This is a genomic window from Erythrobacter sp. JB3-1, from assembly GCF_057364995.1.
Genome location: NZ_CP200289.1, coordinates 2,828,232 through 2,845,994 on the forward strand (window position 1 = coordinate 2,828,232; position 17,763 = coordinate 2,845,994).

Annotated in this window: 11 protein-coding genes and 1 tRNA gene; 6 read left to right on the forward strand and 6 right to left on the reverse strand. The window is 58.7% G+C overall.

Features of this window, described 5'->3' with window-relative positions; genetic code table 11:
- The first annotated feature begins 25 nt into the window (after positions 1-25).
- Together AC0V6M_RS13485 and AC0V6M_RS13490 are read left to right on the forward strand one after the other, a co-directional pair.
- Positions 26-1,456 (forward strand): FAD-binding oxidoreductase, encoded by a 1,431-nt coding sequence (locus AC0V6M_RS13485; RefSeq protein ID WP_486139313.1) that lies wholly within the window; start codon positions 26-28, stop codon positions 1,454-1,456.
- 109 nt (positions 1,457-1,565) lie between these two features.
- Positions 1,566-2,354 carry a SapC family protein gene (locus AC0V6M_RS13490; protein WP_486139314.1) on the forward strand — a complete coding sequence of 263 codons (789 nt, stop codon included), beginning with the start codon at positions 1,566-1,568 and terminating at the stop codon, positions 2,352-2,354.
- Between the two features lie 238 nt (positions 2,355-2,592).
- Here AC0V6M_RS13490 and AC0V6M_RS13495 read toward each other — a convergent pair whose 3' ends face one another.
- Positions 2,593-3,543, reverse strand: a complete 951-nt coding sequence (locus AC0V6M_RS13495) for an N-formylglutamate amidohydrolase (RefSeq protein ID WP_486139315.1) — start codon at positions 3,541-3,543, stop codon at positions 2,593-2,595.
- Between the two features lie 140 nt (positions 3,544-3,683).
- On the opposite strand from AC0V6M_RS13495, the gene cpdR reads away from it, so the two are divergent.
- The 4 genes from cpdR to AC0V6M_RS13515 all read left to right on the forward strand — a co-directional run bounded on the left by cpdR (position 3,684) and on the right by AC0V6M_RS13515 (position 7,741).
- On the forward strand, positions 3,684-4,073 hold the full coding sequence (gene cpdR, locus AC0V6M_RS13500) for a cell cycle two-component system response regulator CpdR (protein WP_486139316.1): 390 nt from the start codon (positions 3,684-3,686) through the stop codon (positions 4,071-4,073).
- 97 nt (positions 4,074-4,170) lie between these two features.
- Positions 4,171-4,245, forward strand: a tRNA-Val gene (locus tag AC0V6M_RS13505).
- Positions 4,246-4,684: 439 nt separating this feature from the next.
- Complete coding sequence (locus AC0V6M_RS13510) at positions 4,685-5,905, forward strand: NADP-dependent isocitrate dehydrogenase (RefSeq protein WP_486139317.1); 1,221 nt, start codon at positions 4,685-4,687, stop codon at positions 5,903-5,905.
- Between the two features lie 72 nt (positions 5,906-5,977).
- Positions 5,978-7,741, forward strand: a complete 1,764-nt coding sequence (locus tag AC0V6M_RS13515; RefSeq protein WP_486139318.1) for a cation:proton antiporter domain-containing protein — start codon at positions 5,978-5,980, stop codon at positions 7,739-7,741.
- A gap of 8 nt (positions 7,742-7,749) precedes the next feature.
- On the opposite strand, the gene alaS is transcribed toward AC0V6M_RS13515, so the two are convergent.
- The 5 genes from alaS to AC0V6M_RS13540 form a co-directional block, all read right to left on the reverse strand.
- Positions 7,750-10,410 carry an alanine--tRNA ligase gene (alaS, locus tag AC0V6M_RS13520; RefSeq protein WP_486139319.1) on the reverse strand — a complete coding sequence of 887 codons (2,661 nt, stop codon included), beginning with the start codon at positions 10,408-10,410 and terminating at the stop codon, positions 7,750-7,752.
- Between the two features lie 230 nt (positions 10,411-10,640).
- Positions 10,641-11,705, reverse strand: coding sequence for a recombinase RecA (gene recA / locus AC0V6M_RS13525; RefSeq protein WP_486139320.1), 1,065 nt, complete (start codon positions 11,703-11,705; stop codon positions 10,641-10,643).
- Between the two features lie 178 nt (positions 11,706-11,883).
- Positions 11,884-13,614: a DUF4139 domain-containing protein gene (locus AC0V6M_RS13530; protein ID WP_486139321.1), complete on the reverse strand. Its 1,731-nt coding sequence runs from the start codon at positions 13,612-13,614 to the stop codon at positions 11,884-11,886.
- Positions 13,615-13,628: 14 nt separating this feature from the next.
- Positions 13,629-15,134 (reverse strand): DUF4139 domain-containing protein, encoded by a 1,506-nt coding sequence (locus AC0V6M_RS13535; RefSeq protein ID WP_486139322.1) that lies wholly within the window; start codon positions 15,132-15,134, stop codon positions 13,629-13,631.
- Positions 15,135-15,292: 158 nt separating this feature from the next.
- Entirely contained in the window at positions 15,293-17,734 is a 2,442-nt protein-coding gene (locus AC0V6M_RS13540; RefSeq protein ID WP_486139323.1) for a response regulator, read from the reverse strand.
- Between the last annotated feature and the right edge of the window lie 29 nt (positions 17,735-17,763).

A 17,763-nucleotide genomic window follows, 5' to 3' on the forward strand; every position in this document is an offset into this window, starting at 1 on the left:
GCCGCTGTGTGGCATAGCGAGCGCAATGACGAACCACCATGAATTCCTTGCGGCAGCGGCGCAATTGCTTGGGGCCAAAGGCTTCACGCAGGACAATGATGCGCTGGAGCCGTGGCTGACCGATTGGCGCGGGCGCTACACGGGTCGGGCACTTGCCCTCGCCTCGCCTGCCGCGACCCAGGAAGTCGCTGAGCTGGTCAAACTGTGCGTGCAGCATTCCATTCCCATCGTTCCGCAAGGCGGAAACAGCGGCATGTGCGGCGGAGCAACTCCGGACGAGAGCGGCGCGGCCATTCTGCTGTCGCTGCGCCGGATGAACAATATCCGCAGCATGGACGCCGACGCTGGTCAGACCGTGTGCGAGGCGGGTGTGATCTTGCAAAATCTGCACGAAGCGGCTGAGGCCAAACAGATGCGCTTTCCCCTGACGCTGGGCGGCAAAGGCTCTGCGACCGTCGGCGGGCTCGTGTCCACCAATGCAGGCGGTACGCAAGTGCTGCGGCATGGGACGATGCGCGCTCAGGTGCTCGGGCTGGAGGCGGTGCTGCCGAATGGCGAGATTTTCGACGGGCTGGCCGCGCTAAAGAAAGACAATCGCGGGTTTGACCTCAAACAATTGCTGATCGGGTCAGAGGGCACGCTGGGGATCGTCACTGCCGCCAATCTGCGCCTGCTGCCCGAACATCACGGCCGGATCGCGATGTGGGCTGGCCTCCCCAGCATCACCGCGGCTCGCACCCTGCTGCGCCATGTCGACCGCGCGATGTGTGACACGCTGGAGGGGTTTGAGGTCATCCCCGACCACTGCATGATCAATGTGCTCGATCATCTGCCGGATGCGCGCTCTCCGCTCAACCAGAGCCATGCATGGTATGCGCTGATCGAGTTCGTCTCGACCGCAGACGACGCCGATGCCCTGCGCGATCGGGTCGAGACAGTGATGGCCGATGCCTTTGAGAAAGACCTGCTCACAGATGCCGTGATCGCCGCGAATGAAACGCAGGCGGAGCAATTCTGGCTCTTGCGCGATTCGATTTCCGCTGCAGAGCGCGCCATTGGCCCCGCGATGCAGCACGACATCTCTGTGCCGGTGGAGAAAATGCCCGAGTTTATCCTGAAGGCGATCCCGGCGGTGGAAAGCGCCTTTGCGGGCACCACGGCGGCGGCCTTTGGCCATTTGGGTGACGGCAATGTCCATTTTCACGTCCTCGCCCCCGGCGGTGCCACACCGGGCACATGGGAGGAGACCGAAGGCAAGAAAATCTCCAGCTTCGTCTATGAAATGGTGTGCGAATGGGGCGGCTCGATCAGCGCCGAACACGGCATCGGCCAGCTCAAGGTGCACGAATTGGAGCGACTCAGCGATCCTGCCACGCTCTCAATCATGCGCAGTGTAAAGCAGGCACTCGACCCCAAATCACTGTTCAACCCGGGAAAGCTGCTCATCAATCATTGAACCGTGCTTGCGCGCGGGCGCATGAACGCCTAAAGCGCGGCCCGTTCGGCTTGTAGCTTGCTATCCAGTCGCCCAAATTTTTCAGCACCGTAATTTTCGGAGAAACCTCATGGCCAGCGCGCCTCAGCCGCAGCTTCCACTGTTTTACAAAGACCTGCTCCCGCTTAACAGCAAGGAGCACAAGGATTGGAAGGTAAAGCCTTTCGACGATGCGTCTTTCCTCGCCGACACTCACGCAATCCCGCTGACTGTTGACGAATTCGTCGATGCCCAGCGTTCTTACCCGATTGTGTTTACCGCTGGCGAAAACCCACTGCCGATTGCGTTGATGGGTCTTAACGAAGGCGTGAACACCTTCATCGGTGACGACGGCAAGATGATGGCTGACAATTACGTGCCAGCTTACGTGCGCCGCTATCCCTTTATGCTCGCCAAACTGCAGGAAGGTTCAGAAGAACTTTCGCTCTGCTTCGACCCAAGCTCTGGCGTCGTTGGCAACAACAAAGAAGGCAATGAGCTGTTCGACGACAAGGGTGAATCCACCGAATACACCAAGAGCGTGCTCGATTTCTGCAGCAAGTTCGAAGAGTCCGGCCAGCGCACCCGCGCTTTCCTGGAAGAGTTGAAAAAGCTCGACATTTTGATGGACGGCGAGATTGCGATCACCCGCAACGACATGCCTGACAATCCATTTGTCTACCGCGGTTTCCGCATGGTCGACGAAAAGAAACTACGCGAATTGCCAGCGGACACTCTCGAGGCGCTGAACAAGAACGGTATGATCTTGCTGATCCACGCTCACCTGTTCTCGCTGAACCTGATGCGCACTCTGTTTGAGCGTCAAACCGCACAAGGCAAAATGCCTGAACCAACACCTGCGCCAGCTGCGGTCAACTGATCCGCACTACGCAGCTTCCTTAACGAAGCACTCAGGGCTTGGCCGGGGCTTGAACGAGCCTTTGCCAAGCCCTATTTATTTGGTGTCAGCAAGGTTGCCCTCATGACCGAGCTGACAGACCGCGCCAAATGGCGCGATCCTCCCTGAACCTTGGCCACCTCGTGCAGTTTTGCACGGGGTGGTTTTTTATGTGGAATCAATTGCTTGGTAGCGAAAGTTCAGCAGGCAGAGCCTGCGCTTACTCGGCAGCTTGCGCAAACCGTCCATCATCGCCCAATCGCGCCGTTTCCGCGCCCAGTTCTCGCACCAATCCGGCCAGCATTTTCGCCATCGGGCCTAGCCCAGCGCTGGGTTCAGCCATCCGGTCATCAAGATAGGTGGACCGGCACACTTCAACTTGTACCGCATGGATACCGCGCGCCGGCGATGATTGCCGGTCGAGCACAAATCCGCCCGCATACGGCCGGTTATGCGCAACGGAATATCCCTGACCCTCAAGAAAGCGGAACGCGCGGTCGATCAGACCGCCATTGCACGATGCGCCGAATCTGTCGCCCAGCACCACTTTGGGAGCGCGGGTCTGCGAATCCGGACGGCGCAGCGGCGGCATGGAATGCAAATCGACCAGCAGAGCCGCGCCCCAGCGATCGCGAATCCGCTCCAGCTCTTGGGTCAAAAACGCATGGTAAGGCCGGTGAATATTGTCGATACGCTGCTGAAGTTCGCGGCGCGTCAGTGGGCTGCGCCAAATCTCACCGAACCCCGGCAAGCGGCGCGGGACGAGGCCCAGCCCGCTGCGCGCGCGGCGATTAGCCTGAGAATTGCGCACCACCGGCTTATCCTCGCCGATGATCATACCCCAATCGACATCCTCTCGGCTGCGATTGAGGTCCAGCATCGCGCGCGGCGCGTGCGCCACCATCAATCCCGTGCCGGTTTGCTTTGCAATACGGCTCGCCAGCAAATCGACATAGCGATCCTCCAACCGCAGGGCCGAAAGCTCTGGATCGCGCATTTCCGCCAGCACTTTGGATGGATATACCCGCCCGCCGTGCGGCGCAGCGACGATAACCGGCAATGGCATGGAGCTGGGCGCGGTAAAAGTGAACGCAGGGCCATGGGCATCGCCCGCAACCCTGCCGCCGCTTTCACGGCGCGAATCGTCCTGATGATGTTTGCTGAAAACCATAGCCTTAGGTTTGCTGCCTGCTTTCGCGGGCCAAGTCAAAAACATCGCAAATACAGTAAATGCGACGAGCCATGTCTCAAAGCAGGGCAATCGCATCTTCCGCTAGGATTTCTTAAGCTCGCGGTGCTATTGGATTCTGCATGACGACAAACCCCTCCCCTAAGATCCTCCTCGCCGAGGATGAAGAAGCCATGCGCACCTACCTAAAGCGGGCATTGACCAATGCCGGATATGAGGTGTCGACGGTGGATCGGGGAACCGAAGCGGTCCCATTGCTCGAAAAAGAGCATTTTGACCTGCTTCTGTCAGACATTGTCATGCCGGAAATGGACGGGATTGAGCTGGCGCAGCGCTGCGCAGAGATCAGCCCGCGCACTAAGGTCATGTTTATCACGGGTTTTGCCGCCGTTACACTGCGCGCAAGCCGCGAACAGCCCCACGCCAAGGTGCTTTCCAAACCATTCCACCTGCGCGATCTCGTGCTCGAGGTGGAGCGCGTGTTTGAAGAGCAGCGCGAGGCAAGCCTTTAGAATTTGGGCGTGCGCGCAAGCTAATGGCTTGCACGATTGAAAGAGCCGCGTTAATGCGCCGCTCCGCTATGAGCAATCATGGCAAACTTGATGGTGCGGGCGTATAGCTCAGGGGTAGAGCACTGTATTGACATTGCAGGGGTCCCAAGTTCAAATCTTGGTACGCCCACCATCACGAAACCCACGAAGACCCGCCCTACCCGGCGGGTTTTTGTTTGCGCGTTTGAGATTGGGTTTGCGTGGGTTTACGGGCGACTTGCATCGTTGCGGAATCGGGCCTTAGTGCGGGCAGCAAACGCTTTCCTACTCCTCTCAGTGCGCGATATAGCAGCGTCCATGCCGTGCGCTCGCCACTTATCGATAAATCCGATCAAACAGGCAGCGTGTGATCGATTGAATTTTCGCACCAAGACTGTGTTCCATCAGTTCCAAGCGTGCCTTAGCCGCGATGAACCGATGGTAGCCGTGAATGGCACAAAAACCCGCAAAACAATGGCATTTAGGGGCATGCTGACGCTTGAGGGATGGGCAAAAGCTGCTAAGGCCTGCGGTCAGGGATTATCTAACACAATCCGAACACACGAAATCCAATGAAGGACGGGACACTTCCCATGCAAAAAATCCAGGTCAAGAACCCGGTCGTTGAACTCGACGGCGATGAAATGACAAAGATCATATGGCAATGGATCCGTGAACGGCTGATCCTGCCGTATCTCGACGTTGACCTGAAGTATTACGATCTCTCAATTGAGAAGCGCGACGAAACCGACGACCAAATAACCGTCGATGCGGCGAACGCGATCAAAGAACACGGCGTTGGCGTGAAATGCGCGACCATCACTCCTGATGAAGCCCGCGTTGAAGAGTTCAGCCTTAAGCAGATGTGGCGCTCGCCAAACGGCACGATTCGCAACATCCTGGGCGGCGTTGTCTTCCGTGAGCCTATCGTGATCGATAACGTCCCGCGTCTGGTCCCAGGTTGGACCGACCCAATCGTGGTTGGCCGTCACGCCTTTGGTGACCAATACCGCGCCACCGACACGCTGATCCCGGGTCCGGGTAAGCTGCGCCTCGTGTTCGAAGGCGAAGATGGCCAAAACATCGACCTTGATGTCTATGAGTTCCAGTCATCCGGCGTCGCCATGGCGATGTACAACCTTGACGACAGCATCCGCGACTTTGCGCGCGCCTGCATGAACTATGGCTTGGATCGCAAATGGCCGGTCTACCTCTCGACCAAGAACACCATCATGAAGAAGTATGATGGCCGTTTCAAAGACCTGTTCGAAGAAGTCTATGACAATGAGTTTGCTGCCAAATTCAGCGAAGCCGGCATCACATACGAACACCGTCTGATCGACGACATGGTCGCTTCTGCTCTCAAGTGGAGCGGCAAGTTCGTTTGGGCTTGTAAGAACTATGACGGCGATGTTCAGTCCGACACCGTAGCTCAAGGCTTCGGTTCACTCGGTCTGATGACTTCCGTATTGATGACCCCTGATGGCAAGACCGTGGAAGCGGAGGCCGCACACGGCACCGTTACCCGTCACTTCCGCCAGCATGAGCAAGGCAAAGCGACCTCGACCAACCCGATCGCATCGATCTTCGCGTGGACACGCGGCCTGATGTATCGCGGCAAGTTCGACGACACACCAGAAGTCGTGAAATTCGCTGAAACGCTTGAGCGGGTCTGCATCGAAACCGTCGAAAACGGCGCGATGACTAAGGATCTCGCACTGCTTATCGGTCCAAGCCAGAGCTGGCTGACAACAGAGCAGTTCTTCGAGGCGATCGTCACGAACCTAGAGAAGGAAATGGCGAACTGGTCGTAATTTCGATCTTGCTTGATACAGGAGCGGCGCAGATGGCTGGTGATGCCATAGCGCCGCTTCTGGCCTGCTGACATGGCGGGCGAACTCTCCCTTTCACCGATGATGAAGGATGCTTTGGTCATCCTGGGCGCCGCCGGAATCGTCATTCCGGTCTTCGCCAGGTTCCGCATCACGCCGATCATTGGCTTCATATTGATCGGGGTCTTGGTTGGCCCCTACGGCCTCGGCACGCTGGTCGAAGCCGTACCCAGCCTCAGACACGTCACGATATCAGACCCGGAGCGATTAACGCCCTTTGCCGACTTCGGCATCATTCTGCTGCTGTTCGCAATCGGGTTAGAACTCTCGTTCAACCGCCTGTGGCAATTGCGAAAACTGGTCTTCGGCCTTGGCTCGCTAGAGCTGCTGATCATCGGTTCTGCGTCCGCCGCATTCTTCGGCTATGTTAGCGGAATGGACTGGACCGGAGCGCTCGCACTCGGCTTCGCCCTCGCCTTCTCCTCCACCGCAATCGTGCTGCCAATATCTGGCACAAAGTCGCCCGTCGGCCGCGCGGCGTTATCCATGCTGCTGTTCGAAGACATCATGATCGTGCCGATCGCCTTCATCCTCGGCGCCCTTGCCCCGCATGCTCAGGCCGAAGGTTGGAGCGGCCTTACCGACACTCTGTGGCAAGGTGGTCTTCTGATCCTTGCGCTGCTCGTGATTGGCCGCTTCGCATTGCCCCGACTCTTCTCGCAGGCCGCGCGCACCAAGAGTCCAGAGTTGTTCCTCGCCGCCTCACTGCTGGTCGTCATCGGCGCCAGCCTCGCGACCTCAGCGGTGGGCCTTTCGCCCATCGTTGGCGCGCTGATCGCGGGCCTGCTGATCGCCGAAACCGAATATCACGGCGAAGTTGAGAGCATTATGGAGCCCTTCAAGGGCCTCGCGCTCGGCGTGTTCCTGATCACGATCGGGATGAGCATCAACCTCGCCACGATTTGGCAGAACCTCGCTGAGATCATGCTCGCAGTGGTCGGCGTGTTGGTGTTCAAAGCCATCGTCACAGGCGTGTTGCTGCGTCTGATGGGCGCGCGTAAGAGCACCGCAGCAGAGACCGGCGTGCTGATGGCAAGCCCCAGTGAGACGACGCTGATCGTCTTGGCCGCCGCGACCACGGCTCTCGTAGTCGACACAGAGACCGCGCAATTCTGGCAGATCGTCACCGCAATTGGCCTTACCATCACACCGCTGCTCGCCCGACTTGGCCGGGTCATCGCGCGGCGGGTGGAGCCGGTGCCCGAGCTCCCGGATGAAGACGAGGACGAAGCGCGCACCATCATCATCGGTGCAGGCCGTGTCGGCCGCCTAATCGCGGATATGCTGGTGACGCACAATCAGCCATATGTGACGCTCGATTCGGACCCAGACCTGATCGAACGCGCCGCGCGAGATGGCTACCGCTCCGCCTTTGGCGATGCGGCGCGCGGCGATGCGCTCTCCCGGCTCGGGATTGAGAAGGCACCGGCGATCGTGCTGACAATGGACGAGCCCGTCCTAGCACAGCGCTTGGTCACAAAACTGCGTAAGAGTTATCCTGACCTTCTGATCGTTGCGCGCGCGCGCGATACAGATCACGCGGCAGCGCTATACCGCGCCGGGGCCAGTCATGCGGTGCCGGAGAACCTGGAAAGCTCGCTACAGCTATCGGAAGCCGTGCTCGTCGATATCGGCATCGCGATGGGCCCGGTTATCGCCTCTATCCATGAGAAGCGGGACGAATTCCGTGAGCGTTTGGAGCGCGACGGCAAGCTATCCAGCAAGCCGCAGTTGCGCACCTCAATCAGCGCGCCTTAACCTGCGTCTTAACCGGCTATGGCCGCCTTCACCGCAGCGAGAGCATCGCTCGCTTTGCTGCCATCGGGACCGCCGCCCTGAGCCATGTCAGGCCGACCGCCACCGCCCTTGCCGCCCAGCGCTTCCACGCCAGCGCGCACCAGAGCCGTGGCGTCAAACCGCTCGGTTAGATCGTCGGTCACCGCGACCGCAATTGCGGCCCGGCCATCGTTGACAGCAATCGCCGCTGCGATCCCGGAACCAAGTCGACTCTTCGCTTCGTCCAACAGCGGGCGCAGTTCCTTCGGGCTCAGGCCATCCAGCACCTGACCACTGAAGGTCACACCGCCAACGTCCTCATCTGAGGTCGCCGGGCCGCCACCACCCGAACCGCCTCCGCCAAGTGCCAGCGCCTTCTTCGCCTCGGCGAGTTCCTTCTCAAGCCGCTTGCGCTCATCGAGCAGCGCCGCAACCCGCGCTGGCACTTCCTCTGGCGCCGCGCGAATTGCACTCGCCGCTACCTTCAATGCTTCCTCACGCTCGACCAACCAATTGCGCGCAGCCTCACCAGTCAACGCTTCGATCCGGCGGACGCCCGATGACACAGCGCTCTCAGAAATGATCCGGAAAACGCCGATATCACCAGTCGCCGAAACATGCGTTCCGCCGCACAGTTCGACGGAGAAGGAACGCCCTTCCGAACCCGCACGTCCCATGGACAGCACGCGCACTTCTTCGCCATACTTCTCGCCGAACAACGCCAAAGCTCCCGCTTCAACCGCGTCATCGGGGCTCATCAACCGCGTGCCGACCGGCTCATTGGCTCTAATCTCGGCGTTCACCTCAGCCTCGATCACAGCGATATCTTCAGCCTCCAAGGGCTTTGGATGCGAGAAATCAAACCGCAACCGGTCCTCTGCGACCAGCGAGCCTTTCTGCGTCACATGCCCGCCAAGCCGATTGCGGAGTGCCGCGTGGACTAGGTGGGTTGCGGAGTGATTTGAACGCACCTGCGCGCGCCGCACATCATCCACTTCGAGATGAACATTGTCGCCGACGGAAACTGCACCTCCGGTCACCTTAATCTGGTGCGCGTGAAGGCGACCTAGCGGTTTCGCCGTGTCCGAGACCTCAGCCGCAAATCCGCTCGGCGTGCTGATGTTACCAGTGTCGCCGGTTTGCCCGCCGCTTTCGCCATAAAACGGTGTCTGATTGGTCAGCAAGATGGCGCTTTCGCCAGCTTTGACTGATTGAACCTCTGCACCGTCTTTTACAATCGCGACCACTGTTCCTTCGCCCGAGGTGGAGTTGTAGCCGGTGAATTCAGTCGCGCCTTCGCGCTCTGCGATGTCGAACCAGACCTCGCCCGAGGCCGCGTCGCCAGAGCCTTTCCAAGCGGCGCGAGCCGCTGCCTTTTGGCGCTCCATGGCCGCTTCGAAACCTGCGCTGTCAACGCCGATCCCGCGCGCGCGCAAGGCGTCTTCGGTGAGGTCATAGGGAAAGCCGTAGGTGTCGTAGAGTTTGAACGCGGTCTCACCGTCGAGTTCGCCGCCCTCGCTCATGGTGCCTGTCGCTTCATCGAGCAGCTTTAGGCCTTTGTCCAAGGTCTTGCGAAACTGCGTTTCCTCGCGTTCGAGCACTTCCTGAATCAAGGCCTGTCCGCGTGTGAGTTCTGGATAGGCTTGCCCCATCTCTGTCACCAGCGCCGGGACAAGCCGGTGCATCAGAGGCTCGCTCGCTCCGAGCAAATGCGCATGCCGCATAGCGCGGCGCATAATCCGGCGTAGGACATACCCGCGCCCTTCGTTCGACGGCAGCACACCATCCGCCATCAGAAAACTGACCGAACGCAGATGGTCAGCGATCACGCGGTGGCTCGCGACAGTATCGCCTTCGCTGCCTACGCCAGTGAGTTGCTGCGAGGCCGCGATCAGCGCTTTGAACGTGTCGGTGTCGTAATTGTTGTGCACGCCCTGCATAACGGCAGCGATGCGTTCCAGTCCCATGCCGGTATCAATCGACGGGCTCGGTAGGTCAGTGCGTTCGCCGCTCGCCTTTTGATCGAACTGCATGAAGACGAGATTCCAAATCTCAACAAAACGGTCGCCGTCTTCGTCCGGGCTGCCCGGAGGGCCTCCTGCGATATGATCGCCGTGATCATAGAAAATTTCCGAACACGGGCCGCACGGTCCTGTGTCACCCATTGACCAGAAGTTGTCGTTGGTCGGGATACGAATGATCCGTTCCTCTGGCAGGCCAGAAATTTTGCGCCACAGATCGAACGCTTGGTCATCGGTGTGATAAACTGTCGCGGTCAGTTTCTCTGCGGGAAGGCCCCATTCCTTCGTCAACAGCGTCCAAGCATTCAAGATGGCCTGCTCTTTGAAATAGTCGCCAAACGAGAAATTGCCGAGCATTTCAAAGAAGGTGTGATGCCGCGCAGTGTAGCCGACATTATCGAGGTCATTGTGCTTGCCCCCGGCCCGCACGCACTTTTGCGATGACGCGGCGCGCGGTGCGGGCGGCGTCTCCAGACCCGTAAATGCGTTCTTGAACGGCACCATGCCGGCATTCACGAACATCAATGTCGGGTCATTATAAGGGACCAGCGGTGCACTGGGCACTTCAGCGTGGTCAGCATTCCCGAAAAAGTCGAGAAAAGAGCGGCGAATATCGTTGGTCGAAGTCATTGCGAGAATGCAGTTAGGCAATCACGCGGTCAGCGACAAGCCACCGCGTGATCAATGCACACTGACTTCGCAATTCTTCATAAGTGCGGTGCTGCTGCAGATGGGCCCGTATCCCCCGATTTTGCAGAGGCAATGGGGGAACCAGACGCAGAAAAGCCGGCATCGCCAAGGGGGATGGCGCATGCCGGCTTTCCGATTTTCCGAATGCGATTACCGCACTCGCTTGAGGATCAGTCGTCAGAGTCCGCGTCCGGCCCTGTCATCATCTCCTCGGCAACCTCGTCGGTGCGGCCGCGAATGGCGGCTTCCAACTGATTGCACATCTCTGTGTTCTCTTTGAGGAAGGTCTTGGCGTTTTCACGGCCCTGACCAATCCGCACGCTGTCGTAGGAGAACCAGCTGCCTGATTTTTCTACGAGGCCTGCCTTCACGCCGAGATCAAGGATCTCACCGATCTTGGAAATTCCTTCACCATACATAATGTCGAATTCGACCTGCTTGAACGGCGGCGCGACTTTGTTCTTCACCACTTTAACGCGGGTTGAGTTGCCGACCACTTCGTCGCGGTCCTTGATCTGGCCCGTGCGGCGAATATCCAGACGAACCGAAGCGTAGAACTTAAGCGCGTTGCCACCGGTCGTCGTTTCTGGGTTGCCGTACATAACGCCAATCTTCATCCGCAATTGGTTGATGAAGATGACCATGCATTTCGAACGGTTGATCGACCCGGTCAGCTTGCGCAGCGATTGGGACATAAGCCGCGCCTGAAGGCCAACGTGGGAATCGCCCATCTCGCCTTCAATTTCTGCGCGGGGGACGAGCGCCGCGACCGAGTCGACCACCAGCACGTCAATCGCATTCGAGCGAACCAACGTGTCAGTAATCTCAAGTGCCTGCTCACCTGTATCAGGCTGAGAGACGATCAATTCATCAATGTCGACGCCGAGCTTGTTAGCGTAGACCGGATCGAGAGCGTGTTCCGCATCGACGAAAGCCGCTGTACCGCCAGCCTTCTGAGCCTCTGCGATGACATGCAGTGCCAAGGTCGTCTTGCCCGAGCTTTCCGGCCCGTACACTTCAATAACGCGGCCCTTTGGAAGACCGCCAATACCAAGCGCGATATCAAGTCCTAAGGAACCAGTTGGAATGGATTCAACATTCATTGCTTCGCGAGAGCCCAGCTTCATTGCTGAGCCTTTACCGAAAGCACGATCTATTTGCGCAAGTGCAGCGTCGAGCGCTTTTTGACGGTCCACGGTCTTTCCTTTTTCTACCAATTTCAGACTTGCAGACATCGCATGGCCTCCTTGACTTGCCTAGGGCCGACAAATTGTTATCGACCACCCCTTGTGGAGACAGCTTGTACCTACTTTGTTCCATAAGAACAAGTAGGGAACATAAAAATTGCTACTTGGCCACCAGAGCGAAGCCAGCAAACACCTGAAATTACTTTAGAAAGACCCTAGAAAAAAGTTATGCGGGGTCGCGGATTGACCAGCGGAACGTGCGTTCCGAATTTGCCGGAACATCCACTTCCGCGATAATGCGGCCATCTTTGATGCGAGTCTTAGCACCCTTTAGGCGGACCTCCCAAATGGCCGAGTCGCCGATGTCGAGCCGCACCGTGATGGGGTGCGAATTGGCATTTGTGATCTCCGCACCATTGCCAAACCAGCCGTTCATATTGCCGTTTGTCACAAGGCCAGGAGCAGGCAGACATTTCGCAAAAACTTGGTTGCTAGCCCCCATTTCCAGCTCGACGTCCTGATCCTCGGCATAGTCGCGCATATCAACGTCTGCGACCAATTGCGGACCAAAGCTGCTTGGTTCAAACACGGTCAGTCCGCCCTGAGGCAACGCCACGCCCAGCCCTCGTTCAGTCTCGTTCTTGGTCACCAGCAACATGCCTGCGCGTTCAAAACCAGGATTGGGCTGCCCTTCACGCGTGACGGAGAACCCGCAACTGACCGTGTAGAGATAGCGCGCATCAACCTCTTGCCGGTTGAGAAAGGCAATCTGTTTGAGGCCCTTGGCTGAGACATTCACTCGCTCCGGCACGCGGTACAGCTTAAGATCGCCAAGCTGCTCTTCGACCGCCTGCATAGCTTCCGCCTCACCAACGGAACCCCGTGCGTCTGCCATTGCCATGACCGGCGCTGGCGCAGAAAGCTCCATCCGTGAGTTCTTTCGACGCCCAGTCACAACGATCGACTGAGGCGATTGGACCGGAGACCCAGCGGCCGTGCTGCCAATCGGATAGCATGTTAGACGCAGCGGAGCGGCCCGAGGCGGGGTCGCAAGACTGCGAAAATCACTGACCACGCTGAGTGAACCCGCGATCACCAACAATTCTGCATCGTCGAAGCTTTGGCCATTGTCATTGAGGATCGTGAGCCAGCTCATCAGGCCGAGTTTAAAGTTGCCGTTCTCCCCTCGCCGCGCTGAGCTTGCGGCAGAGCCGTCCGCAGGGTCGGGTAAGGTGGCAACATAATTGGCCTGCCAATCGAAGCCCCATGCGAGATAGGTCAGGACGACTTCATATGTCCCCCCGCTCGCATCCTGGGTATCGATGGTGAAAATGGGTTTGGCCGAAAGACCCTTTGGCACGCGGTCAAAGGTCAATCGCTCTGGCAAGCCCGCGCAGCGCACCGCCTCATACCCTTGGTCGGTTTGCAGCACCAAACCGCCATCCGCGCGTGTGCGTACAACCGCAGTTTCAGCCTCTTCCGCTCCGGTCGCGGGATTGGTTCGCGTCAAAGTCACGCGGTTGCCGAGCGCTCCGTTCACAAGCGCAGCGGGTGAGAGCAGGTCTGCATTGCGGTTCTTCTCAATCGTGCCGCCGGGCAGGCCCGAGACGATGGCGCTGACGCCGACCATACCCTCGGCTACGCCTTCAAAGCGGATGGTCGATTGGCCAGGCGGCAGAGTGACCGTGCGGGTCTCGCTGATCATGGCGAAACCTTGCGGCCAACGGCGGTTCATCTCTTGGCCAAGCTGCCTACGCGGATCGCGGTAGACGGTGACCGAAAGCGATTGCGGCGCAGAAGCGTCGACGGCCTGCCGCGCTGGCTCAGCTTGAATTTGGGGTGCGGCTTGCGCTTCGGACGAGGTGACCGCCGGGCTGTCCTGCGCGGTGGCAGGCAAGCCGACAGCCGCGCTGGCCATTAGACTAAGAGCCAGTCCAATGAATGCGGGGCTCCGCATGATCGCCCGCCCCCTTAGTAACGGGTTTCGTATGTGACGCGCACCACGCGCTTGCCATTGGCGGGCACAGGCACGATCCATTTGCGCCGATCAAAATTGATCTGTTCGCCCTGAATGTCCTCGCTGACCACGCGGTAATCGTTCGACCAATATCCGCGATAAAGCCCGCTTTGGGTCAGATCGACATCGATCGAGCTGCTTTTCGCATTGGTCAGCGTGTAGCGCATGGTTGTGCGATAATATTTCTTGGGGCGCTCAACCTCGACCTGGCGGGTCGTCTCGCCATCCTCAATCACGCGATAACGCGCGGTTCGCTCCCATTCTGAACTCGTGATCTCTTCGCGCTTTTCGACTTCAGATTGCACAAAGATATCAAATGCGTCACCCGTTCTCAGCGATAGTTCGCTGCCCATCGGCGTGTGACCGATGTTGTTCTCGCCGATAAATTGCGGCGTGCCTTGGTTGTCGCGCTGATAAAAACGCACTGTGCCCGATGGCAGAGCGTCACCTAGTCCTTGATCACGCGAAGTGGAAAACGAAATCGCGCTCGAGACGTTCACCGGCCTGCTGTCGTTCGAGAGCCAACCAATTGTGCGCTCATAAATCTTGCGCGCAGGGACCGATTGCACATCGAGGAAGCTCACTTGCTTCGTCTGCGCATTGGCGATCGTTGTGCGTCCGCTGATAGGGTAGAGGTAGAAATCTCCCAACTGCTCTCGCTCAGCGGTTTCTGTTCCCGGTCGAATCAAGTTCTGATTGCCTCCGCTACGGCCTCGGCTGCCGCGATTGTTCGGATTGCCAGCAACCAGCAGGGTCTTCGCCTGGTTGAACGTGGTGCCAGTGTTGTTCGTGAGCGTGACCCAGCCCTGCATGTCGATCGAACCGGTTTGCTCATTATAAAGCGCGACATAGTCTGCGTTCCAACTAAGCCCGCCGGTCAAATAGCGGATCGAAACCGGGCGCGTTCCGCCGCGCGTGCTGTTAAGGTTGACTGACAATGTTGGGCGAGCGCGCAAATTGGGCGGCACCCGGTCAAAGATTACGCGAACCGGAAGGCCGTCATCACGCAAGACTTCGATCCGGTCACCGATCTGGACCACAACGCCGCCTGCCGTGGAGAGCACCTTTGCCCGCTCTCTGGTTTCTCGACCGGTCGCAGGGTTGGTGCGCAGCAAAGTGACCGTTTGGCCAATCGCCTTCTCCATCATCTTCGCTGGCGTCAGCAGATCAAAGTCAAAATTCTGTTCAATGATCGAGGTGTTCGGCGCAAAGAAGCTCAGCGTTTGCGGCTGAATAGTCGCCGATACATCGGGAAATTCAACCCGGCTGCGGCCGCGTTCAATGTTGATTTGGCGCACGTCCTGCACCAGCGCGAGATTGTTGTTGTAGATGGTAACCGCGACATCGCCCTGCGCCGTTTCATCAGGATCTAGCAGCGATTGTGAGGTAGCCGTTGTAGCCCCAAGAGCGCTCATCCCAAGTGCCAAACCTGACACCAATCCCAGCTTAATCGCGTTCATCACCCAGCCTCCTATTGAACCCGCCAATTAGCATGACGGGGCGTACTGTATGCGCGATGAATGGACCCTTGGCTAGTGCAAGTATGGTGGTTGTGAACCATTCGAACATTCGCTTTTTATAGCAATTTCAGGATGCTAGAGAGATGTCTCGGAGAGCCTTAGCTCCGCCTAACCCGCTGCATCACATTGCCTACCTTGTCGCCGATCGCCTGAACGCTGAACGGTTTGGGAATGAAGTGCATGTCGGGAATATCAATGTCTTTGCGCAGCTGCTCCTCAGCATAGCCGGACATGAACAACACCGGCATATGCGGCAGCTTTTGACGAATCGCGCGGACCATGGCGGGGCCATCCATGCCGGGCATCACGACATCGCTGACGATGAGGTCGAACTCGCCGCCGTCTGTAATTGCTGCCAGACCCTCTTCCCCTCCGGGACAGGCAGTGACCTCATAGCCCGCACGGGCAAGCGCGCGCTCCGCAACTGCCCGCACCATGTCTTCATCTTCCACGAGCAAAATCCGGCCACCTTCGGCCCAGTCGGATGATGGCTCTGGCGGAGCGTCGGCGATCTTCTTGGGCGCTTCGCCCGCGTAAACGGGGAAATAGATCGTGAAGCGCGCGCCCTTCGGACGGTCGTTTTGATCCACAACATTGTCGACGAAGATAAATCCGCCGGACTGCTTAACAATGCCGTAAGCGGTCGAAAGGCCAAGACCCGTGCCTTTGCCTTGTTCCTTCGTCGTGAAAAACGGCTCAAACAATTTGGGCAAGACATGCGCGGGAATACCGCCGCCGGTATCCTGTACGATCAGCACAGTGTAATCCGCCGCGGGCAAAATTTCCGACCCGAGCTTAATCACTTCCTTGGCTTGCAGGCTGCGCGTCAGCAGAGAGATACGCCCGCTGCCCTTGCCGTTTGATTGGATCGCATCCCGGGCATTCACCGCGAGGTTCATGATCACTTGCTCAAGCTGCTGAGGGTCAGCGCGTACCGGCCCCAAGTCACGGTCATGCTGGACATAATATTGGATTTTCTCGCCCAGCAGCCGTTTGATCAACGGCCCAACTTCACTCACCACGTCAGGCAATTGCAGGATTTCAGGGCGAAGGGTCTGCTGCCGGGAGAAGGCGAGCAATTGGCGCGTCAACGAAGCCGCGCGGTTGGAGTTGGCGCGGATCTGCTGAATGTCGTCATAGTCGCTATCGCCCGGCGTATGGCGTAGCAGCATCAAGTCGCAGGTACCGATAATCGCGGTCAGCACATTGTTAAAGTCATGCGCGACGCCGCCCGCCAATTGCCCAACGGCCTGCATCTTTGTGGCCTGCGCGACTTGGCGTTTGAGCTGATTTTCCTCGCTCGAATCGGCAAGGCTGAGCAGCACCGCCGCCTCGCCCAATCCGCGCACTCCGGCCAGACCAATCGAAACAGGTTCCTCTGGCTGGATCGATAGGCGCACCGCCATATCACCGCTGGTCGCTGGGCCGCGGCCATGTCGCCGCACCGCGTCGGACATGGCGCCCTTGTCTTCGCGCACCACCAGATCGGTAGGGAACGCAGGCAAACCTCGCCCTTCCCGGTCTACCGAACGCAAAAAGGCGTCGTTACAGAAAAGGAAACGCCCGTCCCGGTCGGTCATCGCCAGCCCAAGAGGCAACTGCGCGAGCAACGCGTCGAGTTGCGCCACGCCCGCCTGCGAGGAGCCATCCCATCCGCTGCCGATCCCAACACCGCTGTCGACGAGCAGCATCAGGGACGGCCCTTCATCAGGGCCGGATTGGACCTGACCGCTTGGATCATCGAGCGGGACGTGGATCAAGGTTTGCGGCGTGCCCCCTCGCCCTTCGCGCGCAAAAAATATCCGGTCGCGGTCATCAGAGCGCAGGTAAGTCACAAAATCCTGACCCGCCATTGTTGCCGTGGGATCGCCAACTGCCCGCTCAGCAAAGCCTGCGCTCACTGTTTTGATGACGCCGTCCGGGCCAGTTACCGCGCTCTCAATGCCTGCTCGGCTCAGCATCAGACCGAATGGCCCAGCCAGATTGAGGTCGGCCAAAGCGTCGCTACTCGGCATGACGTGGCGCCGGAAACGCCAGATTAGGTGATCTTCGCCCCGGCCCGCCCGTTCAACCGTGACCTTCCAAGGGGTTTCTCCGGCCTGACCGGCCAGCTCTTTCAATGCGCCCGATCCATCGCGCCAAGCTTCGCGGGCCAGACGGGTCATTGCCTCAAGCCCTTCGCGCTCCAGAGGCAAAGAAGGCGGCGCCGCTCCAATTCCAAAGCCGTCGATAAATGCGGAATTCGCGCACACCAGACGGTTCGCCCGGTCTGTAATCGCTACAGCCTCGCCAGCTTCTTCGATGGCGGCGATCGTCACCGTCCAGTCGGGCGCGCTTTCAATTTGCGCCGCTGGCTCAGCTCGCATCCGGTCAAAAGTGAACACGCCGACCAGCAAGACACCTAACCCTAAGGCATAAGACAGCACCAACGCAGGCTCACGTGTTGCCAGCCATAGGATCCCAGCGCTGATGCATAAGGCAGCCGCCAGCGCAGCGATCATCAATCGGTTTTGATCATTGGCCTGCAAGACGGCTTTCATAGCGCTCTTTTCTATCGCACTTTACATTT